Below are 21,367 nucleotides of genomic sequence, written 5' to 3' on the forward strand. Positions count from 1 at the left end.
AAAAGAGAGACCTTTTATGAGTACTACTGCAGGTTTTGAATTAAAGATCATGGCCACCAACTGGGGTTGGGAGGGGACGCTGGATGCGTATTGCGCGAAGGCGAAGAAGGAGGGATATGACGGGATCGAGATCTGGTGGCCAATGGAGGCAGCGGGGCAGAAGGAACTGTTTGACGCGCTGAAGACCCACGGGCTGGAGGTGGGGTTTCTTTGTGCGGGGCATCAGCCGGAATTTGAGCCGCATTTTGAGTTGTTCAAGCGGATGACGGAAGCGGCGGCGACCAATTCAGTGCAGCGGCCGTTGTATATCAACTGTCATTCGGGGCGGGATTATTTTTCGTTTGAGCAGAATACAAAGTTGCTCGAGTTTACCCGGGGCCTGGCTTCGCGGACGGGCTTAACGATTTGTCATGAGACGCACCGGTCGCGGATGCTTTTTGCGGCGCCGGTGGCGCGGCATTATTTGGAGAGCGATCCAGATCTGCGGGTGACCTTTGACGTTTCCCACTGGTGCAATGTCAGCGAGACTCTTTTGCAGGACCAGGCCGCGACGCTGGACCTTACTTTGCAGCGGGTGGATCATATCCATGCGCGGATCGGCCACCCGGAAGGGCCGCAGGTGAGCGATCCGCGGGCGCCGGAATGGAAGGCGGCGGTGGATGCGCATTTTGCATGGTGGGACGTGGTTGTGGCGCGGAAGAAACGCGAAGGTCGCCGGTTGACGATCCTTACCGAGTTCGGACCGCCAGACTATATGCCGACCTTGCCTTATACGCGGCAGCCATTGGGCGATCAATGGGCGATCAACGCCTATATGATGCATGTTCTCAGAAGCCGGTACGCATGACCCTGTTCCTGACTTTTATCATGAGTCATTTCCTGACCTTTATCATGAGTCCGTTCCTAACTTTTATCGGGCATTTTCACCCGGTGCTGGTGCATTTGCCGATCGGCCTTATCCTTGGCGCCTTATTGTTGCAGTTGCTGGCGTCGCGAGCCGCCTATGCCGCTTTGCGGCCGGCCGTGCCGGTGGTGTTGCTGGCGGGAGCGTTCTCGGGGGTGCTTTCCTGTTGTACGGGTTGGATCCTGTCGACGAGCGGGGAATATGACGCGACGCTGGTGGGTTGGCATCAATGGATGGGCATTGGGCTCACCTTCTTTTGTTTTTATGTGTGGTCGCGGTCGCGGGTGCATGGCTTCGACCGGACGCAGACTATCTTATCGATCGGATTGTTTTTGCTGGTGGTGGTGACGGGACATCTGGGGGGATCGCTGACGCATGGGAGTGACTATTTGTCGTTGGGCCCTTCTACGGGCGGCGTTGCGGAGGTGGATAGCCCAATTTTGGATGTGCAGAGGGCGCGGGCGTATGCGGAGATCGTGCGGCCGATCTTACGGGATAATTGTTATGGATGCCATGGGGCGACGCGGCAGAAGGGGGGATTGCGGTTGGATGATACGGCGGCGTTGCTTCGCGGCGGGAAGGATGGGGTTGTTTTGTTACCGGGGCGTGGGGGAGCGAGTGAGATGATGAAGCGGTTGTTGTTGCCGGTGGGCGATGAGCATCATATGCCGCCGAAGGAGAAGAAGCAGTTGCCTTCGAGAGATATCTTGTTATTGCATTGGTGGATCGACCAGGGGGCGGATTTTTCCCGGCGGGTGGCGGAGTTGGGGCAGCCGGATTCGGTTCGCGGGGCGTTGTTGGCGGTGCAGGGGGCGCGGAGGCGCAATGGCGGAGGGCCTTTGGGAGCGGCGGGCTCTGGGGCTGTAGCGGCGGGGGATGTGCCGGCCGGCGAAGTGGAGGCGGCGGATGAGAGGGCGGTGGAGGCGTTGCGGGCGAAGGGGGTGACGGTGATGCCGGTGGCGCGGGGGAGTCATTGGTTGGAGGCGGATTTTGAGGGGATGGCGGCGGGGGTGTCGGGAGGTACGGGGGTGGCTGGCCGGGTGGACGAGGCGATGCGGCTTTTGTTGCCGGTAAAGAAACAACTTATATCCTTGCGGCTGGATCATACGGGGCTCGGGGATTCGGCGATGGCGGTGATCGGACAGTGTGATTCATTGCGGTCGCTGGATTTGGCGGGGACGCGGATTGGGGATGCGGGGTTGGCTTTTCTAAAGGGCTGTGCTGAGTTGCGGGTGTTGAACCTGGTGGGGACGGGTGTGAGGGTAGCGGGGGTGGAGGGTTTGAAGGGGCTAACGAAACTACGAACGATCTATTTATACCAGACGAAGGTGTCGGGGGGTGATTGGGTGGCGTTGAAGAAAGTGTTGCCGAAGGTGGAGCTGGATACGGGGGGATATTCGTTGCCGGTGTTGGTAACGGATACGGCGGTGGTGAGACCAAAGAGCCGGAATTAATACTATCGCATATGAGAAGGGGCTGTTTGTTGTTGATGCTCTGTGCGTCGATGGGCGCGGGGCATGCGCAGGTGAAGATGCTGCGGATCAGGCCGTGGAAGGTGGATACGGTGAATAGTATGGTGAACCGGTTTGTGGTGTTTTTGCGGTGGCTGGCGGAGAATCTTCGAGGTAGTCGGGCGCCTTTTGGGCGAGGAGCGTAGTGGTGGTTGCTGTTGCGAGCAGCATGGTCGCGATGCCTTTTTTGGAGAAGGCCTGCTTGTTGTTTTTGTGTTTGTTCTGCATATTGCTGGTTTTTGATTTTAGGATTGAGGACTGCGCCGGCGGCGGTTAGTGCGCCGGGTTGTAGTCCTGATTGCCGATGGGGTCGGTTTTGGGAATGGTTATGACATTGAATGGGTGTTTTGTAACCGCATGGCAATTGTTGCAGGTAGTCGTCAGGTAGGTGAAGCTGCGGTGGAAGGCGACCGGGTCTTTGTGCGTGATGGCAGCATCTACGCTGTCCATGGGGATATCGATCATTGCGGTGGTGGCGGCGTTGGGATTGTCGGGATGGAAGGTGCGGATCTTTTGTATGGCACTTCGGATGAGGCTTTCGTCGTAGGCGGCGAGTTGCCAGTTGCCGTGCTTGCCGGCGAACCAGAGTTTGGCGTGATGGATCTGGATATTGAGCATGAGCTCGCCGAAGCCGGGCGTATAGGCGTGGCGAAGCCTTTTTTCCAGGCTATCCAGCCGGGCCTGGATGGGTTGGGCGGGTTGGCTTTTCGGGTTGCTTTGTGGTTGGGAGTTGCAGGCGGCGAACAGGAGGATCACCAGGATGAAGAACAGGAGGTGTGGGCCGTTGTTTGTGCTGTGTCGCATGTCAGATGATTTTGTTGGGTGAATGGCGTGAGGTAGCGTTAGTTGGTTTTGACGAGGGTGCCGCCTTTCAGTTCGTCGGTTGCGGCGGCGACGAGCTGGTCGCCGGGTTTTAAGTCTCCGTATATTTCCACTTTTCCATCGGCTTCGCGGCCTTTCTGGACGGTGACCCATTCGGTTTTGCCCGCGATGATGCGGATGACGAAGATGCGTTTGCTGTTGGCCGTTACTGCCGAAAGGGGGACAATGAATTGCTGGTCGCTGTTGGTGAGGTCGAAGTTGACCTGGGCGAACATGCCGGGCAGGAGGAGGCCGTTGTCGTTGACGACGTCCATCTGGAGCTGTTCGGTGCGAAGCTGGAGGTCGAGGGCGCCGGCCATACGGGTGACTGTGGCGACGAAGAGATGGCCGGGCAGGTTCTGGACGGTGAAACGGAGGGTGTCTTTCTCATGGAGATAGGCGGTGGCTGCTTCGGGGATGTCGACGACGAGGCGAAGGCGGCGTTGCTGTTGGAGTGTCATCAGGGGGATCGAAGAGCCTTTGCCTGCGGGGCCGGCGGAGGCGCCGGGATATACATTTCGGGCGCTGATGACCCCGTCGAAGGGTGCGCGGACCTGCAGATAGGATTGGATGTCGGCGGCGGCGAGATAATGAGAGCGGGCGGCGGCGAGGGCAGCGCTGTCGCTGTTGCGTTTTGCAAGGGCAAGCTCGAGTTCGTTGGGGCTGACGGTTCCGGGGATCTTGCTAGTTTTATAAAGCCGGTCATAGGTCGCTTTTGAGGCTTGCCAGTTGGCTTCCTGCGTTTGCAGCAGGGAGGCAGATTCGTCCGTTGCGGCCTGGAGCTCGGGGGCTTCGAGGGTGGCGAGGAGCTGGCCTTTGTGCACCTGGCTGCCGACGTCGACGTACATGGCTTTTACGAAGCTGTTGACTTTTGCGTAAAGATCTACCGTTTGGAACGGGAGCAGTTGTCCCGGCAGGGTCATTGTGGAGGTAAGGTGGCCCTTTGTGAGGGTGAGGGTTTGGATGGTGGTGGTGTCGGGGGCCTCGGCGGCGTTTGTTGCGGCCGGCTTGCTAGCGGCCGGCTTGCTAGCGGTTTGGCTGGTTGCGGTTTGGCTGATTGCGGCCGGTGTTTGTTCGCCGCAAGCGGCGAATAGGGCAGCGAGCGGGATGAGGACTATCAGCTGCAAAAATTTGAGTCTCATATTGTGGGTTTTATTGGTTCGAAATGAAGACTTTGGGCGTCATCGGGGTCGAGGGACACCGAGTGGACGGAGCTTTTGCGACGGACGCGGTAGAATATCAGCGGGAGTACGAGCAGGGATGTGATTGTTGAAAAGAGCAGACCGCCGATGACGGCGCGGCCGAGGGGGGCGCTTTGGGCGCCGTCGCCGAGGCCGGTAGCCATGGGGATCATGCCGACAGTCATCGAGATGCTGGTCATGAGGATCGGCCTGAGGCGGAGACCTGCGGCCTCTATCGCGGCTTTTGCCGAATCGGCGCCGGCCTTGCGGATCTCTTCGGCGTTGGTGACGAGGAGGATCGCGTTGGAGACGGAGACGCCGACCGACATGATGATGCCCATATAGGATTGTAAGTTGAGGGTCGAGCCGGTGGCGAGCAGCAGGAGCATTGCGCCGGCGAGTACGGCAGGGATGGATGTGAGGACGGTGAGGGAAAGTGGGAAGGATTGATAGTTGGCTGCCAGCATCAATAGGAGAACGACGATGGTGATGATGAGGCCGGTCTGGAGACTGTCGAGGGTTTGGGTGAGGAGGTTGCTCTCGCCGCGTGGTTCGACGCTGACCCCGCGGGGCGGGGTCCCGACGGAACGGAGGGCGGCGGTTACCGCCGTAGCGGCGGAGCCGAGGTCTTTGCGGTAGATGTTAGCGCCGATGAGCAAGAATCTGGTGGCGCCCTTGCGATCATATTCGCCGACAACATGGTCTTCGGTGAGGTTGGCGACTTCGCCGAGGGTAGGCTGGCTGCTGCCGGGTTTGACGGGGATGGCGGCGAGATCGGTCACACTGCCGATCGATGTTTGGGGCACTTCTACCTGTACTTCGTAGGAGTTGGCGTTCGCGGCGTTTAACCAAAGCATTTTATTGACATAGCGGCTGGAGGAGGTCGCTTCGGTGAGGGAATTGGAGACGTCCGACATCGTTAGTCCAAACTGCCTGACCTTGTCGCGGTCGATATCGATGCGGATCGCTGGATTGTTCAGCTGTTCCTTGATATTGATGTCGCGGAGGAAGGGGATGGCTTTTAGCCGGGCTTCCAATTTTTGGGCGTATTGCTGATTAGCGTTGAGATCGGGACCCATGACGGCGATCTCGATGGGGGTGGAGGCGCCCTGGCTCATGATCTTGTCGGTGAGATCGATGGGTTCGTATGACATCGTGACTTCGGGCATGGCTTTATGGAGGGCTATCCTGTATTGCTCTTCCAGTTCGCCGACGTTCCCTTTGAACCCCTTTGCCATGCTGACCTGCATCAATATCTCGTTTGAGCCTGCGGTGAACAGGATGATGGGGAGGGTTGGGAAGGAAGGCGGTTGTTGACCGGCGAAGGCGGAGATGATGGCCACATTCTGCTTTCCGCCGACGAGGGTATAGAGCACCTGCTGGGCTTTCAGCAGGGTGGCTTCGGTGGTTTCGAGGCGGCTGCCTTCGGGGGCGCGGAGGCGAAGCTGGAATTGGGCGTCGCCGGCGGAGGGAAGGATGTCTTTGCCGATGTGGGTGATGACGGCGGCTACGAGGCCGATGGTGAGGAGGAAGTAGGCGGTTATGACGGTTTTGCTGTGATGGATGCTTTTTTCGAGGAGGCGGGTGAAGACGGCTTTGAATTTGTCGAAGCCTTTTTCTTTTGCGGGGACTACGGGTTGCTGCGGGTTATGGGGTTTGTCCCTGAGGAGCCAGTTGGCGAGGACGGGGACGAATGTCTGCGAGAGGAGGAAGGCGGGGATCATGGCGAAGCCCACGGCCATGGACAGGGGGAGGAACATGCCCTGGGGGACACCTGTCATGAAGAATGCGGGGGCGAATACGGCAAGGGTGCTGAGGAGGATCAGCAATTTGGGCAGGGCAATTTCGTGGCAGGCGTCGGCGATGGCGCGGGCGCGGGATTTTCCCACAGAACCGACCACGGGTCGGTTGGCCGAAGGCCCATCTTTGGAGAAATGGGGCGACGGCCTATTTTTTGGATCAGGCCCGAGCCCCATTTCCTGATGGCGGTGAATGTTTTCTATTGTGACGGTCGCCTCATCGACGAGGACGCCGATGGCCAGCGCGAGGCCGCCGAGGGTCATGATATTGATCGTCTGACCGCAGAGTTTGAGCAATAGGGTGCTGGTGATGATGGAGATAGGGATATTGAGGACTACGATGAGGGCGCTGCGGGGGTCGCGGAGGAAGAGGAGGACCATGAGAGAGGTGAGGCCCGCGCCGATGGCGCCTTCGAGGATCAGGCTTTTGACGGCATCGATGACGTAGACGGACTGGTCGAAGACATATTTGAGTTCTACGTCCGGCGGCAGGAGGCTTTGCATCTGGGGGATCGCGGCCTTCAGGCCTTTGACCACCGACCAGGTGGAAGCGTTTGCATTCTTGATGACAGGGATATAGATGGATCGCTTGCCATTGATATAGGCGAAACCCGTGGTAATGTCCGCGCCGTCTTCGACGGTTGCCACATCCTTTACATAAATGGTCGCGCCGTTGTTATAGACGAGCGGGATATTGCCGAAGTCGGGGATATTTTGCAGGACCGTATTGGAAGGAGTGATATAGGTTTTGCTGCCGATGTTCACCGAACCGGCTGGGGAGATATGGTTGTTGTCCTCGATAGCCGCCGTGATCTGTTCGGGGCTGATGTTATGGCTGCGCATCAGCGCGGGGTCGGCCTTTATAAGGATGGACCGGACGTTACCGCCGATGGGGGGCGGTGATGAGAGGCCGGGGACGCGGGAGAAGTTGGGGCGGACCCAGACGCTGGCCAGGTCCTGCAATTCGTTGTTGGTGCGCTTGGGGCTGCTGAGGGTCAGCTGGCCGACGGGGAGCGTCGAGGCGTCGAAGCGGATGATGATGGGTGGCGGCGTGCCGGGGGGCATCTCGGCGAAGGCGCGGTTGGTGAGCGAGGTGACCTCGGCGGCGGCCTGGGCCATATTGGTCCCGCTGTAGAAGCTCAGCTTGAGGAGGCTGAGGCCCTGGATATTGCTGGTTTCGATGGATTTGATGCCGCCGATGTAGAGATAGATATTTTGATAATTGGTGGCGACGAAACCTTCCATCTGTTGCGGGGAGAGGCCGCCATAGGGTTGGGAGACATAGATGGTGGGGATATCGAGGGAGGGGAAGATATCGATATTGATCCGGATGACGGCCATGATCCCGAAGAGGACGAGGGCGGAGACGAGCACGATGACCGAGATGGGTTTGCGTAATGCGGAAGAAATGAGGTTCATAGCCGGGTGTTTAGAATTGTTGAAGGAAAGGGGTGAGATTGCCCTGGACGCCAGCCTTGAAGAGCAGGGCCTGCCAGACGGCGTTGACGGCGATGTCGCGGTCGATCTCTGCCCGGTTGAGGAGATAGAGCGTTTGGGAAACATCGACGATGTTGTTGAGACCATTCTCGTATAGGGCCTTCTTCTGGGTGTAGGCTTCGGTGGCGGCCTGGAGCTGGACGGGGGTCTCTTTGTATTTGTCGAGGGCGTTGCGGATCTGCTGGTCGGAGAGCGACAGTTGATTTACGAGGGTGTTCTTTTCCAGGTTATATTCCTGTGTGAAGGCTTGTGAGCGTTCGCGTTGGGCGGCGGCGCGGGAGTGGCTGCGGCCGAGGTTGGTGATGTCCCAGGTGAGGGCCAGGCCCAGGAGATAGTTTGCGCGTTGGGGTTGGATGCCGGTGAAGAAATTGGTGGTATAGTCGTTGAGGTTGGTGGCGTATTTCGGGCCGAAGCCGGAGCCCCTCTCCTGCCCTACTCCGAAGAGGGAGAGACGGGGCAGGCCGATCTTTTGGAAATAGGATGCGTTCAGGTTGCTTGTGGTTATTTGGCTGGCGAGGTAGCGCAGGCCGGGATGATCGGCGAGATCGGTTGTTGGGGTTTCGAGGAGGTTGCCGGGGAGCTTTTGGACGGATGTTGTGTCGAGGCGTATTGTCTGGACCGCTTCCGCGTCCAGGGGGACGGCCCCGGGTTGGTTCGTTGCGGCGTACTGGCGGAGGGCTTCCGGCGTGATGCCCATTTGGATGGAGAGGCGATTGGCCTGTTGTTGTTCGAAGTTCTTTGCGTCGATGAGGGTAAGGCGGGCTTTTGCCACTTCGGCGTCGGCGATGGAGCTGTCGACGCCGGCGTTGAGGCCATTCAGGGTGCGGGCGAGGATCACGTCGCGGAGATCGAGGGTACGTGCGAGGTTGGCTTCCATCGCGAGGCGGACCTGGTGAGCGGCGAGGAGGGCGAGGTAGGCGCCGGCGACCTGGACCTGTTGCTGGAAGATCTGCTGGTCGAGGTTGTTTTTATCCTGATGGTATTGGCCTTTCGCGGCGGCTACATGTGCGCGTTGGAGGCCGAAGGAATACAGATTGAAATCGATGTTGGTCAGATAAAGAGCTCCGAAGGCGGCATTCCAGTTTTGACTGGTGGTGACGGGTCCGTTGGTGAGCGTTGTGAGGCCGGGTTCGCCGGAGGCATGGCCGTTGAGACCGTCGAGGGTTCCGTAGGCGAGTTCGGCGCCTGCGGTGAGATCGGGGAGGCCGTCCTGCCTGGCGGCCTTTACTTCCAGGTCGGAGGCGTTGACGATGTTTTGGGCGGCCTTTATTTTGGGGTAGTTGGCGATGGTGATGCGGAGGGCTTGAGGGAGCGTGAGCGTTGTGTTGGGGGATTGGCTGGTTTGCGGCTGCGTGGATGGCGGCTGCGTGGTTTGCGACTGCGTGGTTGGCGACTGGATGGATGGCGGCTGGGCGTACAGGCGATTTGCGTGGTCAGCAGGAAGAGAATGGTTGTTATTTGTTGTCGCATGGTCGGCTAGTTTTTGTATGCTGGTGTAAAACTAGCGGCGTATGGAGGCGATGTTGAGTGCGAATCGGCGATTGGGCAAAAGCGGTCGTTGGACTTTGAAAAAAAACTGAAGGCCGCCTAAAGGTGGCCTTCTTGTTTGACGAATTGCGGGTTCTCGCCGGGTGGAAAGACGATGTAGGCGCGTCGCCAGGGTTGATCGTCGATGAGGCGCCATTTGTGGCCGGTGCCGGTGGTGTCCATGGCGACGAGGATGATGCCGGGTTCGAGTATGAACGTCGCACCGTTGCGGGTCGTGAACTCGAGCGTACCCGATAGCGTAATAACATATTGAGTGTTGGGGGCATCGTGCCAGTCGAAGGAGCTGTGTGCGGGCGTCTCCTTGAAGAGGATGGATTCCGCCTTAACGAGGGCCGCGTCGGGGATATAGCCGCGGGTGACATGGGAGTCGCCGTCGGGCCCGGTATAAAGATGATAAGCGATGATCATAGGTCTACGTTTTGGAGGTTTAGGACTTCCGCGGTGGATGCGCGGAGACGCTGCGCCAGTGAGGGGTTGTCGACAAGGGATGTGCCGAAAGAAGGGATCATGGCCGTTAACTTGCCGGCCCAGCCGTTCGAGAACTGTGGGGCGAAGCATCGCTGGATGACCTTGACCATGATGGATACGGCGGTGGATGCGCCGGGGCTGGCACCGAGCATGGCGACGAGGCTATGGTCGGCGGCACCGACGATCTCGGTACCGAATTGAAGGATGCCGCCGTGGGTGGCGTCCTTTTTTATGATCTGCACCCGCTGGCCTGCGACTTCCACGCGCCAGTCCTCTTCCTTTGCGAGCGGGAAGAATTCCCGGAGGGTGGCGAAGCGGTCCTTGTCGGATTCGAAGACCTGGCCGACGAGGTATTTTTCGAGGGCGAAGTTATCTCGGCCGACCGCGAAGAGTGGGAGGATGTTTTCGGGATCGATGGAGCCGAAGAGATCGAGATAAGAGCCATGCTTGAGGAATTTTGTCGAGAATCCGGCATAAGGTCCGAAGAGCAGGGAGGTCTGGCCGTCGACATGGCGGGTATCGAGATGGGGAACGGACATGGGTGGTGAGCCGACGGCCGCTTTTCCATAGACCTTTGCGTGATGGCGGGATGCGATAGCCGGGTTGTCACAGCGAAGCCAGATGCCGCTGACGGGGAAGCCGCCATAGCCATGGGCTTCGGGGATCTTCGATTTTTGAAGCAGGTGAAGCGAGCCACCGCCTGCGCCGAGGAAGACAAATTTGGCGAGGGTATGGCGATGATGGCCCGTGCGTTGGTCGTGGAGCTTGAGGTCCCATACATCACCGGTACGATGGAGGTCCTGTACGCGCGTGGAATACTGGATGCTGAAACCCTCCATCGTTTGCAAAATATCGAGCAGTTGCCGGGTGAGGGCGCCGTAGTCGACGTCGCTGCCGGTGACCATGCGGGTAGCTGCAACCGCCTCATCGGGATCCCGGCCTTCCATGATGAGGGGGAACCACTCCATCAATTGTTGTTTATCGTCCGTGTATTCCATTCCGTGATAGAGGGGATGGGCGGAGAGGGCCGCAAAGCGCTTTTTGAGAAAGGCGACGTTGTCGGTCCCGCGGACGAAACTGTGGTGGGGGACGGAGCGGATGAAGGACTGCGGTGTTGGGATCGCGCCCTTTTTCACGAGGTAGGACCAAAACTGGCGGGAGAGATCGAATTCGGTATTGACCTCGAGGGCCTTGTGGATATCGATGCTGCCGTCGCCGTTCTCGGGGGTGTAGTTTAGCTCGCAAAGTGCGGCATGACCGGTGCCTGCGTTGTTCCAGGCGTTGGAACTTTCCTGGGCGGGTTTGTCGAGGACTTCATAAATCGTGATGTCGAGTGAGGGGTCGAGCTGTTTCAGCATTACGGCGAGGGTGGCGCTCATGATTCCCGCACCGACGAGGGCGATGCCGGGGCGGTCGTTTGTCGAGGTTGGTTTGGACATGTCAATGGTTTTTAATGTATATTTTATCGATCCCAAAAATTATTGTCGTTGTCATCGGGGATGTGAAGAAATTTGAGGCGCCAGGTGTGCTTGATCGGGCAGATGTGCACCATGGCGGTGATATAAAGATAGACGATGACCGGCAGGAAATAGACGATGAGCCGGTGGTCGATGAGGAGAATGAGCATCGGAATGAGGATGGCGGCCAGTCCCCGAAGGAGGGATTCGCGTAAACTGAGGTTGAGTACTTGTTCCATAACATTTGATTTTATCTATCGAAGGTAGGACGGCGGGTAGCCGGGCGCATTTGAGAGTCGGTGAACAGGCGAATTCGCTAGCCGGAATGGGCTATTTATTTTACATTTACGGTATGAATGTTCTGATCATCGATGATAATGCGATCGCGCGATCGGTTTTAAAGAAGCTTTGTTCCCAGCAGAAAGATATCGTTGTCGCCGGGGAATGCGCCGCGGCTGAAGAGGCCTATGGATTTCTGAAGGAGCAGGCGGTGGATCTGTTGTTGCTGGACATCGAGATGCCGGGGATGACGGGATTGCAGCTGGTGGAGAACCTGGGACGGAAGCGGCCGGTGATCGTTTTCACGACGTCGAAGAAAGAGTATGCGAGCGAGGCGTTCGATCTGAATGTAGCGGACTATATCGTCAAGCCGGTGACGCCGGCGCGGTTCGTGCAGGCGATGGCCAAGGCGCGGCAGATTATCGAGAGCAATGAGGAGGAGGTGAAATGGGAGGACGAGGAATTCATTTTTATCCGGGACAGCCTGGTGGTGCGGCGGTTGCGGGTGGAGGATATCCTTTTTGCCGAGGCGATGGGGGATTATGTCAAATTATATACTCCGCAGAAGTTTTATGCCATTCACACCACTTTAAAGGCGGTGGAGGAGCGGCTGCCGGCGAGCCGGTTCCTGCGGGTGCACCGGTCGTTTTTGGTGGCGTTGAATAAGATCGATACTATACAGGACGGCGTGCTGATCATCGGCGAGAAGCCGGTACCGGTGGCGGATGCGTATAGGAAACAATTGAATAGCCGGATGAATATATTGTAAGATTCGACCACTCCCAGGATGGTCGAATCTTATGACCGATCGATTTTCCTTTTTTATCGAGGGTTTTTGCCATGCGGGCGACAAGCCGGGTTCCGGCTGCGCCGGATTGGGGAAATTTGCCCTATGAAAATCCTGTATATCATCATCTTTTTCCTGGGTATGCTGGTAATAACCGGGCTCGCCTACCAGCTTTTCGAGGGGTTGGAAGATGGTTTTCCCCTGTGGCTGAAGCTGGTGCTGGGGTCGTGCCTGGCGCTGGCGATCGTGCTGCTGGTACTGTTCATCCGGGGGTATATCCGGAAGGGAACGGCTGATAAATAGACTAACTTAGGGTTCGCTATGACGAATAACCGATTTATTTACAGCATTCTCGCTGCCTTTATCGCGGGGATGCTGTTGCTTGTATTCATCCAATACAACTCGTCGCGAAGCATCGATCAGTTGATCGAAGGAAACCGGCTATTGACAAGGGATATGAAGATCGGGAATGATCTTCGGGAGATGGAGCGGGATATCCTATCGGTTGAGAGCAAGGTCCGGGCCGCGGTGGCGACGGGCGATTCGGCGTTTGTGGCCGGCGTCGATGCGCAAACGGCGGAGGCGCAGGCCAATCTCGACAGCCTTGAGATGATCGATCCGGATGCTGCTACTCATGGGGATGTTGCGCGGTTGACGGTGCTGGCGGGAGATCGGATGAAACGGAAGAATGTCATGATGGACAGTTTTTTCCGGGTGGGCAAGAAACCGCCGGCGAGGCTGATCGCGGACACCCGGCACCCGGGGGCGGCCAATGAGATAAACGGTATCATGCGCCGGCTTTATCAGCGGCGGAAGGCGAGGTTGGATGCCATCAGCATTTCGGTGCAGAAGAATGCGCGGATCGCGAAGACGAGCGGGATGGTGTTGATCGTGCTTGTGGTGCTGACCGGCAGCGGGGTATTTTGGTTTATTATCGACCGCATTCGAAAACAGAACGAACTGATCCGGCGGTTGGATGCTTCGGAGCGGCAGTTACAGGATGCGGTTAAGATCAAGGAGAATTTTCTGGCCAATATGAGTCATGAGATCCGGACGCCGTTGAATTCCATTATCGGGTTCACGCGGCTTTTGACGAAGAAGTCCCTGGATGCAGAGTCGCGCGAGTTTGTGTCGGCGATCAAGGATTCGGGGGAGAATTTGCTGACGATCATCAATGATATCCTCGATCTGTCGAAGATCGAGGCGGGGATGATGCGGGTGGATGCGCGGCCTTTTGCGGTGCGGGAGTTGTTCCATTCGGTGGAGACCTTGTTCCGGCACCGGGTGAAGGAGAAGGGGTTGGATCTTGCGGTGAGTGTGGAGGATGGGGTTCCCACTATGTTGCTCGGGGATGCGACGAGACTGACGCAGGTGTTGGTGAACCTGATCAGTAATTCGGCGAAGTTTACCGAGAAGGGGGGGATTGCGGTGCGGGTAAGTATGCGGGGGCCTGGTGACGGTGGGCTGAGTGGCGGGGGGCATGGTGGCGGGGGGCTTGGGGACGGCGGGTTGGATCGCGGCGCCGTCGAGGCGGGGAGGGTGTGGTTACGCGTAGTGGTGCAGGATACGGGGATTGGGATCAGCCGGGAGCAGCAGGCCCTCATCTTTGAGCGTTTTTCGCAGGCGGAGGGGTCGACGACGAGGAAATATGGGGGGACTGGATTGGGGCTGGCCATTGTGAACGAGCTGATCGTGTTGCAGGACGGGCAGATAGAGGTGGAGAGTGAAGTGGGAAAGGGAACGACCTTTACCTTTTCTATTCCTTATATGCTTACGGAGGCGGCGCCGGTAGCGGCCGCGCCTTCCGGTTCGGCGGAGCCGCGGATGGATGGAATGGCTGTGTTGGTTGCCGATGATAACCGGATGAATCAGCGCTTGATGGAGCACCTGTTGCGCGGGGCGGGCGTGACTTTCGAGATCGTGGATGACGGCCGGAAGGTGATCGACCGGTTGAAAGAGAAGCGGTTTCAGCTGGTGTTGATGGATATCCAGATGCCGGTGATGGATGGATATACCGCGAGCCGGATGATCCGGGAGGATCTGCGGAGTTCGATACCTATTATTGCGATGACGGCACATGCGATGCGGGGGGAGCGGGAGAAGTGTTTGGAGAGTGGGATGAACGACTATTTGTCGAAGCCGATCGATGCGGAGGAGCTTTTCCGGATGATGGGGAAGTTCTTGAAGAACGAGGTCATCGATCTCGGGTATTTGAAGGAGCTGAGCGGGGGCGACCGGGAGTATGAGATCGAGATGGCAGAGCAATTCCTGGCGACTGTGCCGGAGGAGCTGAGGCAGCTGGAGGCGGCGCTGGATACCCGAGATCGGGTGACTTTGAGCAAGGTGGCGCATAATATGAAGACGACAGTGTCGATCATGGGATTGGGGGATCGATTGTTTTCGCTACTGGATCAATTGGAATATCCCGAGGGCGTTGCCGATCTTCCAGGGGTCCTGGGGGCGGTGCGGCGGGTGTGTGAGACAGCGATAGAAGAGGTCCGGCGGCTGCTTTAGGCCATGGCACCGTTGGCGCCGATGTTTTGGGCGGAGATCCATTTGGCGTCGTCGCTGGCGAGGAAGAGCGCTATGCGGACGATGTCGGCCGGTTCCGCGATACGGTTGAATGCTGAAAAGGCGGCGATCCGGGATATCTGCTCATCGGTCTTGCCGATGCGGAAAAATTCCGTGTTGGTGGGCCCCGGCGAGAGACTGTTGACATTGATCCCTCTTGGGCCTACTTCTTTGGCGAAGATGCGGGTGAGCTGTTCTACGGCCGATTTAGAGGCAGCGTAGATGGCGTAGGTGGGCAGGATCATCCGGTTGACCGAGGTGGAGAAATTGATCACGCTCCCGTTCGGCGCGAGCCGGGTAGCGGCTTCGCGCAGGGTGTTGAAGGTACCTTTTACATTGACGTCGAAGAGCCGGTCGAAATCCTCGTCGGTGGTGTCCTTGATCAGTTTGCAGACCACGACGCCGGCATTGTTGATCAGTATATCGATGCGGCCGAAATGGGCGATCGATCTGTCGAAGAGCAGCATTACCTCGCGGGGATCGCTCACGTCGGCTTTTATGGCGATGGCATCCCCGCCTCTGTCCGTTATGGCTTTTACGACGGCGGCCGCGGCGGTGCTGTCCGAGGAGTAGTTGACGATCACCTGTGCGCCGGCGTCCGCGGCGGCCCGGGCAACAGCAGCACCGATGCCTTTGGAGGCACCGGTGATGAGGACGACCTTTTCGTTCAATCGGGTCATGGTATTTGTTTTTGGGTCTATTTGAATGCTTCGTTGAGAGCCCGGATCACTTCCCTGATGGATTCCTGTACGGCGGGAACCTTGTTGATGGCATTAAGGACCGGGAAGTCATGAATGACACCGACGTAGCGGGTGGTGGTGCAGGTGACGCCGGCTTCGCGGAGTTTGCGGCCATAGGCTTCTCCTTCATCGCGGAGCGGATCGTTTTCGGCTGTTTGGATCAGGGTCGGGGGCAGGCCTTTTACCTGTTCGACGGTGGCGGCCATGGGAACGCAGTAGCGATCTTTCCGGGTGGCTTGATCGGGAGCATAGAGATCGTAGCCGAACTCCATGAATTCGCGGGTGAGGAAGCGGTCTTCGCCGTATATTTTATAAGAGTCCGTATTGAAATCGGCGCCGACGGCGGGAACGAGGAGTACCTGGAGACGGATGGCCGGGCCGCCTTTGTCCTTCGCCATCAGGGCGATGGCGGCCGCCATGTTACCGCCGACGCTGTTGCCGGCGATGGCGAGGCGGGTGGGGTCAGCATTCAGTGTGGATCCATTGGCGGCCGTCCATTTCAGTGCTGCGTAGGCCTGGTTGATCTGGGTGGGGTATTTTGCTTCGGGGATCGGGGTATAGTCGGGGAATACGACGACGGCGTTGGCGCCGACGGCGAGATCGCGGACGAGGCGTTTGTGGTTATCGAAATTACCTACGATCCATACGCCGCCATGATAGAAGACGATGACGGGCAGGGTGCCGGTGGCGCCGGTGGGGCGGACGATGTGCAGCGGAACGGTGACGCCGTCCTGGGTGATCGTCCGGGTGGAGATGTCTACGCCCGAGAGGTCGACTGGCGTCTGGTCCTGCAGGCCAGTCAAAGCATCGGCGGGGCCGGTGCCGGGCAACTTGTAGATGGGAGTCTTCCCTTTGCTGTCGGCGTTGAGCTTTTTGAGGAAGCCGCGGATGATCGGGTCGATGTGGGCGTCGACACTGGGATCGGGAGCTTGTGCGAAGACGGTCGAGGCGACGGTGAGGAGGCCTGCCGTGAGGAGTTGATTGGGTTTCATGTGCTTTTGTTTTGATTGTTTGCTTTGATCTTTTTTTGACGATCTGCGTGTATTTGCGAGATCGTTTGCTTGTGAGGTCAAAGCTAGCGTTGGGGGGAGCGTTTTGCCGGCTGGTTCGACGAAACGGCACAAACTGTCGTTGGGGATGTCGAATCCGGGAATTTGGGCCGGCTTTATTTCGGGCGGGTGATGCCGAGTTTCTTCATGCGGGAGGTGAGGGTGGATACTTTTATGTTGAGGACGGAGGCTGCGCCGTCCTTTCCGGCCACTTTCCAGTTACAGCGGTCGAGGATCTTGAGGATATGATTCCGCTCGTTGCCGGCGATGGAGAGGTCTTCCGGATTGCTTCCGGCCGCTGCAGGGCCGGCAGGGGAAGAAGTGGGGAGGCAGATGTTTTCCATGACGGGGCCCGGGTTGTTGAGCAGGCTTCGATGGATAACGTTCTCGAGTTCCCGGATGTTACCGGGCCAGGCATATTGCTGGAGCTGTTGAATGGCGGCGGCCGAGATATCGGTCATCAGCTTGCCGGATTCCTGGCCAAAACGCTTCATAAAATGCATGGCCAACAGGGGGATGTCCTGGCGGCGGTTGCGCAGTGGTGGCAGGAGAATGGGAAATACGCTGAGGCGGTAATAGAGGTCGAGGCGAAAACGATTGTTGGCGATCTCGGCTTCGAGGTTGCGGTTGGTGGCGGCAAGGACACGGACGTTGACATGTTTCAGGAGGCCGCCGATGGGTTCGACCTCGCCTTCCTGCAGAACGCGAAGAAATTTTGGTTGCATGTCGATGGGCAGCTCACCGATCTCATCGAGGAAGATGGTACCGCCATCGGCAAGCTCGAACTTGCCCGGGCGGCGGGATTGGGCGCCGGTGAAGGCGCCTTTTTCGTGGCCGAAGAGTTCGGCTTCCACGAGGGTCGGGGGGATGCCGCCACAATTGACGATAATAAAGGGTTTGTTGCGGCGATCGGAGAGGCGGTGGATCTCGCGGGCGACCAGTTCTTTGCCGGTTCCCGTTTCACCCAGGATGAGGACCGAAACGTTGGATCCGGCGGCGATGCGTGTCTGTTCCATGAGGGTGGTGATGGCAGGGCTGTTGCCGATGATGGCCGGGGCGGTGAGAGGCCGCGGGGGCGGGGTTTGGTCCCCGGGCTGCTGGGGCCGGGGCCTTGCCGCTTCGGATTGGCGGAGGTGTTTATAACGATGCAGGTAGGCCGCGATGTCGAGGGCAATGAGCAGATCCTTTTTGCGGAACGGTTTCACCAGAAAACCATAGGGCCGGGTCAATTTTGCTTCTTCGAGCACCGCGCGGTTGGAGTTGGCGGACAGGTAGATGAAAGCGATGTTCTTTTCGTTCAGGATGTGGGCCAGATGGATCCCCGTGCGATCGCCTTTGAGGTGGATGTCGAGAAGGACGAGATCTACCGGCACTCTTTCAATGACGGCGAGGGCCTCTTCGACTGTATCGGCGACGGGATAAAGGGGATAGCCTTCTGCAAGGAGGGTTCGTTCGAGGCTATGGGCTTCGATAAAGACGTCTTCCACTATGAGAACTCTTGGCTTCACGGGATCAATTTAAGTTATTGTCGACCTTTCCAAATGTAGGGACGTGGATGCGTATCCTTGTCCCGTTGTCGTTTGCGATCTCCACCTCCGCGTTGATCTCCTTACCGAGACCTTTTATCAGCGTCAGGCCCAGCGATCCGGGGCGGGTATCGAAGGCGCCTGCGGAAAGACCGATGCCATTGTCCCGGCATTCCAGCTGGATGCCGTCGCCCAGGCGGGAAAGGGTGATGCCGATCAACCGGTTTCGTTTTTTGCCGTGGAAGGCGTATTTGCAGGAATTGGACACGGCCTCGTTAATGATAAGGCCCAGGGGAATGGCGATAGCGATGTCGAGATCGAGCGGTTCGACATCCACCTGGAAGCGGAGATCGGAGCCGTCTTCGAAGCTGTCGCGGAGGTAGCCGACGAGTTCGCCGATATAGGCGGCAACGTTTATCGTGGTCAGTGAATCGCCTGCATATAGCTTTTGATGGATCAGGGACATGGCGTAGATGCGATGTTGGCTGTTCTCGATGGCTTTGAGGGCATCATCACGGAGGAATTCCGCCTGGATATCCAGGAGTGAGATGACCGTGTGCAGGTTGTTCTTTACGCGGTGATGGACTTCCTTCAGGAGCCATTCCTTTTCATTCAGCAGGACGCCGAGCTGTTTGTTCTTTTCGTTAACGAGGGCCGCGAGCCGTTTTTTGTTGCGGAATTGGAAATAAAATATCCAGGCCACGAGTCCGAGCAGCAGGATGGCCCCGATGCTGATATTGCGGACGAGGACGGCGTTGTGCTGGTTGGCGAGGTAGAGTTGGTTGGTTTTTTGGAGGAGATCGATCTGTTTGTTCTTGCCGTCGGTTTCGTATTGGACCGTCAACCGTTGGAGTTCCGCCAGTTTGGACTTATCGGTGAGATCGGCATCGACCTGCCGGTTGGCGCGAAGGTAGTGAATGGCCGAGAGATAGTTGCCGACGGCGGAATCGGCCAGGAAGTGCATGTAATACAGATGGCCTCTTGTCTGCAGTGAAACGAGGGGGTCGAGACGATCGACCGCCGAATCGAGGAGGGGTAGCGCCCGGCGAAACTGGCCCGATTCAACGTAAAAGAAGGCGAGGCGATGCCACGCGCCTTCGGCCAATTTCCCGGCCTTGCGCCTGTCATCGAACTCCTGGTGGAAATACTGTTCCGCCCGGGGATAGTCCTTTAGCTTGAGGTAGCAGTCGCCGATATCGGCGGTGACCGTCCTGCGGTCGTCGGCGTTTTGCGGCGGATACCGGTGGTACTGGTCCAGGAAGTAGGCCAGCGCTTCGCGGTATTGTTTTTTCCCGACGAAGACATGGCCGACCTGGTGGATGCAATAGAAAAGGGTGCCGAAATGGCCGGCGTAGACCTTATAGACACCGATGGCCGCGTTGAGATTGTCGACCGTCTTTTGCAATTGACCGGTGTTGCGGAAGATGTTGGCGAGGAAGGTATGGATGTCACCCAGGGTGGTCGAGTCGTGGGTGGCGAGGCTGAAATCGAGGGCTTTTAGGGTAGCTGCGAGGGATTTGTCATAGTCTCCGACGATCCAATAGAGGTCGCCCAGCTGCAGGTAAGTCGATTGGGGACGGGGATAGTGCATTTTTTGCCAGGCGGCGAGCACTTTGTTGTACCGGGCTTCCGCTTCGGCGTAATTGCCTTTTCGTACGAGAATGTAAGCGCGATTCTGTTCAATAACGTTGTAGAGGATCGGATCATGGGCGGAATCGACCAGGGCGGCGGCTTTTCCCAGCCAGGACAGGGCGGTCCGCCCGTTGACCATGTCATTGCCATCTTCCCGATCGATCCAGGCTTTACCGATGACGATGCAGAGCTTCGCTTTTGTGGTGTCGTCGACGCGAACGGGAATCTGTGCGGCGAGGTCGAAGCGATCTTGTTCGAGCAGCATATTACCCTTCAGGAGTTGGACCGCGTTGTAGAGCGGTTGGGGATAGCCTGGCTTGCAGGCTTCTTCGGCGAGACGGAGGTATTTATTGGCCCGTTGCGTATCATCGGGGGCTTTGAAGGTCCGGTAAGTATAGATGTTGGCGAGATTCGTCAGGGCCTGGATGCGAGCGACGCCGGTATCCGTCGATAGCTGCCTGAGGAGCTGTTGTTCTTTACCGGGGTTCACCGGGTCGGGCCAGGGGGCGAATTGTGCGGTGGACGCATAGGTCAGGAGCAACAGGAGAATGATGAAAGTTACGACACGGTTCATTTTTCGACTATTCCTCGCGCAAGGTAGGTATTCCTACGGTATCCAACCGTTCGGATCGCTGGTTTTCCTTGTCGGGCCTCTTTCTTTTCATGTCGAAACCATCACTGTCGATATATCGACAGATCGACGGGAGTAAGGTGTCGGGATATCGACAGTGTGGCGGCGGTGGATGGCGGTGGAGTCCTTGCCGGATGCGGATTTCAGCCAGATGGCACAGGTTTTGGAAAAGACCTTTCCAACATCAAAATTACAATCTATGAACTGCGTGATCGTGGACCATGATGCCGGCGCCCGGGCCAGGCTGGTTCAGTTGGCGGGACTGGCGGAGGGTCTTTGTATAGAGGCCGAATACGGGACGGCGGCGGAAGCGTATCAGTATTGTTGCGATCGTTCGGTGGATCTGTTGTTGTTGGATATCGGCACGCCGGACATGTCGGGACTGGAGCTGGGGAGAATGTTAAAGGAGACAGCAACCCAAATAATATTTATGACGGTGAAGAAGGATTATGCCGCGGAAGCCTTTGATCTGAATGCGGTGGACTATCTGCTCAAGCCGGTGGAGCAGGGGCGATTCCTGCGGGCGATCGATAAGGTGCGGGGGCAGATGGTGCGGCGGAAGGATGCGGCGGTATTGGCCGATGAGGACTGTATTTTTATCCGGGACTGTTCCGTGCTGCGGCGGCTCCGGTTCGACGATATCCTTTTTGCGGAGGCGACAGGAGACTATGTGAAGCTGTATACCCGGGAGAGGAATTATTCGGTGCATATCACGTTCAAGGCGGCGGAGCAGCGGTTGCCAGGGGGGAGATTTGTCCGGGTACACCGATCCTTCATCGTTGCGTTGGATAAGATCGACAGTTTGCAGGATGGGGGGATCTTTATCGGCAGCAAGTTCGTTCCGGTGGCGGACACTTACCGCCGGGCATTGAATCAGCGGATCCGGGTGATATAGGAGCGCCTGCCGGCGGGCTTGGGCTGCTGTT

18 protein-coding genes are annotated in these 21,367 nt (G+C 57.9%); 6 read left to right on the forward strand and 12 right to left on the reverse strand.

Going from position 1 to position 21,367, the window contains the following annotated elements; all coding sequences use genetic code 11:
* Window positions 1-16 precede the first annotated feature (16 nt).
* Window positions 17-847 (forward strand): sugar phosphate isomerase/epimerase, encoded by an 831-nt coding sequence (locus tag VHE34_RS24800; protein ID WP_325592979.1) that lies wholly within the window; start codon window positions 17-19, stop codon window positions 845-847.
* Window positions 844-2,358 (forward strand): c-type cytochrome domain-containing protein, encoded by a 1,515-nt coding sequence (locus VHE34_RS24805; protein ID WP_325592981.1) that lies wholly within the window; start codon window positions 844-846, stop codon window positions 2,356-2,358. Before VHE34_RS24800 ends, VHE34_RS24805 begins: the two co-directional genes overlap by 4 nt.
* Window positions 2,359-2,445: 87 nt before the next feature.
* Here VHE34_RS24805 and VHE34_RS24810 read toward each other — a convergent pair whose 3' ends face one another.
* The 8 genes from VHE34_RS24810 to VHE34_RS24845 form a co-directional block, all read right to left on the reverse strand.
* Window positions 2,446-2,643 (reverse strand): hypothetical protein, encoded by a 198-nt coding sequence (locus tag VHE34_RS24810; protein WP_325592983.1) that lies wholly within the window; start codon window positions 2,641-2,643, stop codon window positions 2,446-2,448.
* Window positions 2,644-2,688: 45 nt separating this feature from the next.
* Window positions 2,689-3,219: a hypothetical protein gene (locus tag VHE34_RS24815; protein ID WP_325592985.1), complete on the reverse strand. Its 531-nt coding sequence runs from the start codon at window positions 3,217-3,219 to the stop codon at window positions 2,689-2,691.
* Window positions 3,220-3,257: 38 nt separating this feature from the next.
* Window positions 3,258-4,418, reverse strand: a complete 1,161-nt coding sequence (locus VHE34_RS24820) for an efflux RND transporter periplasmic adaptor subunit (RefSeq protein WP_325592987.1) — start codon at window positions 4,416-4,418, stop codon at window positions 3,258-3,260.
* On the reverse strand, window positions 4,415-7,675 hold the full coding sequence (locus VHE34_RS24825; protein WP_325592989.1) for an efflux RND transporter permease subunit: 3,261 nt from the start codon (window positions 7,673-7,675) through the stop codon (window positions 4,415-4,417). The genes VHE34_RS24820 and VHE34_RS24825 overlap by 4 nt, the downstream gene beginning before the upstream one ends.
* A 10-nt stretch (window positions 7,676-7,685) precedes the next feature.
* Window positions 7,686-9,242 (reverse strand): TolC family protein, encoded by a 1,557-nt coding sequence (locus VHE34_RS24830; RefSeq protein WP_325593083.1) that lies wholly within the window; start codon window positions 9,240-9,242, stop codon window positions 7,686-7,688.
* A 98-nt stretch (window positions 9,243-9,340) separates the two neighbouring features.
* Window positions 9,341-9,709 carry a hypothetical protein gene (locus VHE34_RS24835; protein ID WP_325592991.1) on the reverse strand — a complete coding sequence of 123 codons (369 nt, stop codon included), beginning with the start codon at window positions 9,707-9,709 and terminating at the stop codon, window positions 9,341-9,343.
* A complete protein-coding gene (gene mqo / locus VHE34_RS24840) occupies window positions 9,706-11,208 on the reverse strand; it encodes a malate dehydrogenase (quinone) (protein ID WP_325592993.1) in 1,503 nt (500 codons plus the stop codon). The genes VHE34_RS24835 and mqo overlap by 4 nt, the downstream gene beginning before the upstream one ends.
* Before the next feature lie 23 nt (window positions 11,209-11,231).
* Entirely contained in the window at window positions 11,232-11,465 is a 234-nt protein-coding gene (locus VHE34_RS24845; protein ID WP_325592995.1) for a hypothetical protein, read from the reverse strand.
* A gap of 113 nt (window positions 11,466-11,578) precedes the next feature.
* Between VHE34_RS24845 and VHE34_RS24850 the strand changes: the two genes are divergently transcribed.
* The 3 genes from VHE34_RS24850 (at window position 11,579) to VHE34_RS24860 (ending at window position 14,806) form a co-directional block, all read left to right on the forward strand.
* Window positions 11,579-12,274 (forward strand): LytTR family DNA-binding domain-containing protein, encoded by a 696-nt coding sequence (locus tag VHE34_RS24850; protein WP_325592997.1) that lies wholly within the window; start codon window positions 11,579-11,581, stop codon window positions 12,272-12,274.
* A gap of 123 nt (window positions 12,275-12,397) precedes the next feature.
* A complete protein-coding gene (locus VHE34_RS24855) occupies window positions 12,398-12,595 on the forward strand; it encodes a hypothetical protein (RefSeq protein ID WP_325592999.1) in 198 nt (65 codons plus the stop codon).
* Between the two features lie 18 nt (window positions 12,596-12,613).
* Window positions 12,614-14,806, forward strand: a complete 2,193-nt coding sequence (locus VHE34_RS24860) for a hybrid sensor histidine kinase/response regulator (RefSeq protein ID WP_325593001.1) — start codon at window positions 12,614-12,616, stop codon at window positions 14,804-14,806.
* Here VHE34_RS24860 and VHE34_RS24865 read toward each other — a convergent pair.
* The 4 genes from VHE34_RS24865 to VHE34_RS24880 all read right to left on the reverse strand — a co-directional run bounded on the left by VHE34_RS24865 (window position 14,803) and on the right by VHE34_RS24880 (window position 20,384).
* Window positions 14,803-15,543, reverse strand: a complete 741-nt coding sequence (locus tag VHE34_RS24865) for an SDR family oxidoreductase (protein WP_325593003.1) — start codon at window positions 15,541-15,543, stop codon at window positions 14,803-14,805. The genes VHE34_RS24860 and VHE34_RS24865 overlap by 4 nt on opposite strands.
* A 17-nt stretch (window positions 15,544-15,560) precedes the next feature.
* Window positions 15,561-16,595, reverse strand: coding sequence for an alpha/beta hydrolase (locus tag VHE34_RS24870; RefSeq protein WP_325593006.1), 1,035 nt, complete (start codon window positions 16,593-16,595; stop codon window positions 15,561-15,563).
* A gap of 173 nt (window positions 16,596-16,768) precedes the next feature.
* Complete coding sequence (locus VHE34_RS24875; RefSeq protein ID WP_325593008.1) at window positions 16,769-18,160, reverse strand: sigma-54 dependent transcriptional regulator; 1,392 nt, start codon at window positions 18,158-18,160, stop codon at window positions 16,769-16,771.
* Window positions 18,161-18,164: 4 nt separating this feature from the next.
* Window positions 18,165-20,384 carry a histidine kinase dimerization/phosphoacceptor domain -containing protein gene (locus tag VHE34_RS24880; protein ID WP_325593010.1) on the reverse strand — a complete coding sequence of 740 codons (2,220 nt, stop codon included), beginning with the start codon at window positions 20,382-20,384 and terminating at the stop codon, window positions 18,165-18,167.
* 256 nt (window positions 20,385-20,640) lie between these two features.
* On the opposite strand from VHE34_RS24880, the gene VHE34_RS24885 reads away from it, so the two are divergent.
* Entirely contained in the window at window positions 20,641-21,336 is a 696-nt protein-coding gene (locus tag VHE34_RS24885) for a LytTR family DNA-binding domain-containing protein (RefSeq protein WP_325593012.1), read from the forward strand.
* Window positions 21,337-21,367: the final 31 nt, after the last annotated feature.

It is taken from the genome of Puia sp. (assembly GCF_035546395.1).
In the GTDB taxonomy this organism is placed as follows: Bacteria; Bacteroidota; Bacteroidia; order Chitinophagales; family Chitinophagaceae; genus Puia.

Coding starts and splice junctions, on each gene's coding strand:
- VHE34_RS24800 (WP_325592979.1), top strand. CDS start 17: ATGAGTACTACTGCAGGTTTTGAATTAAAGATCATGGCCACCAACTGG.
- VHE34_RS24805 (WP_325592981.1), top strand. CDS start 844: ATGACCCTGTTCCTGACTTTTATCATGAGTCATTTCCTGACCTTTATC.
- VHE34_RS24810 (WP_325592983.1), bottom strand. CDS start 2,643: ATGCAGAACAAACACAAAAACAACAAGCAGGCCTTCTCCAAAAAAGGC.
- VHE34_RS24815 (WP_325592985.1), bottom strand. CDS start 3,219: ATGCGACACAGCACAAACAACGGCCCACACCTCCTGTTCTTCATCCTG.
- VHE34_RS24820 (WP_325592987.1), bottom strand. CDS start 4,418: ATGAGACTCAAATTTTTGCAGCTGATAGTCCTCATCCCGCTCGCTGCC.
- VHE34_RS24825 (WP_325592989.1), bottom strand. CDS start 7,675: ATGAACCTCATTTCTTCCGCATTACGCAAACCCATCTCGGTCATCGTG.
- VHE34_RS24835 (WP_325592991.1), bottom strand. CDS start 9,709: ATGATCATCGCTTATCATCTTTATACCGGGCCCGACGGCGACTCCCAT.
- mqo (WP_325592993.1), bottom strand. CDS start 11,208: ATGTCCAAACCAACCTCGACAAACGACCGCCCCGGCATCGCCCTCGTC.
- VHE34_RS24845 (WP_325592995.1), bottom strand. CDS start 11,465: ATGGAACAAGTACTCAACCTCAGTTTACGCGAATCCCTCCTTCGGGGA.
- VHE34_RS24850 (WP_325592997.1), top strand. CDS start 11,579: ATGAATGTTCTGATCATCGATGATAATGCGATCGCGCGATCGGTTTTA.
- VHE34_RS24855 (WP_325592999.1), top strand. CDS start 12,398: ATGAAAATCCTGTATATCATCATCTTTTTCCTGGGTATGCTGGTAATA.
- VHE34_RS24860 (WP_325593001.1), top strand. CDS start 12,614: ATGACGAATAACCGATTTATTTACAGCATTCTCGCTGCCTTTATCGCG.
- VHE34_RS24865 (WP_325593003.1), bottom strand. CDS start 15,543: ATGACCCGATTGAACGAAAAGGTCGTCCTCATCACCGGTGCCTCCAAA.
- VHE34_RS24870 (WP_325593006.1), bottom strand. CDS start 16,595: ATGAAACCCAATCAACTCCTCACGGCAGGCCTCCTCACCGTCGCCTCG.
- VHE34_RS24880 (WP_325593010.1), bottom strand. CDS start 20,384: ATGAACCGTGTCGTAACTTTCATCATTCTCCTGTTGCTCCTGACCTAT.
- VHE34_RS24885 (WP_325593012.1), top strand. CDS start 20,641: ATGAACTGCGTGATCGTGGACCATGATGCCGGCGCCCGGGCCAGGCTG.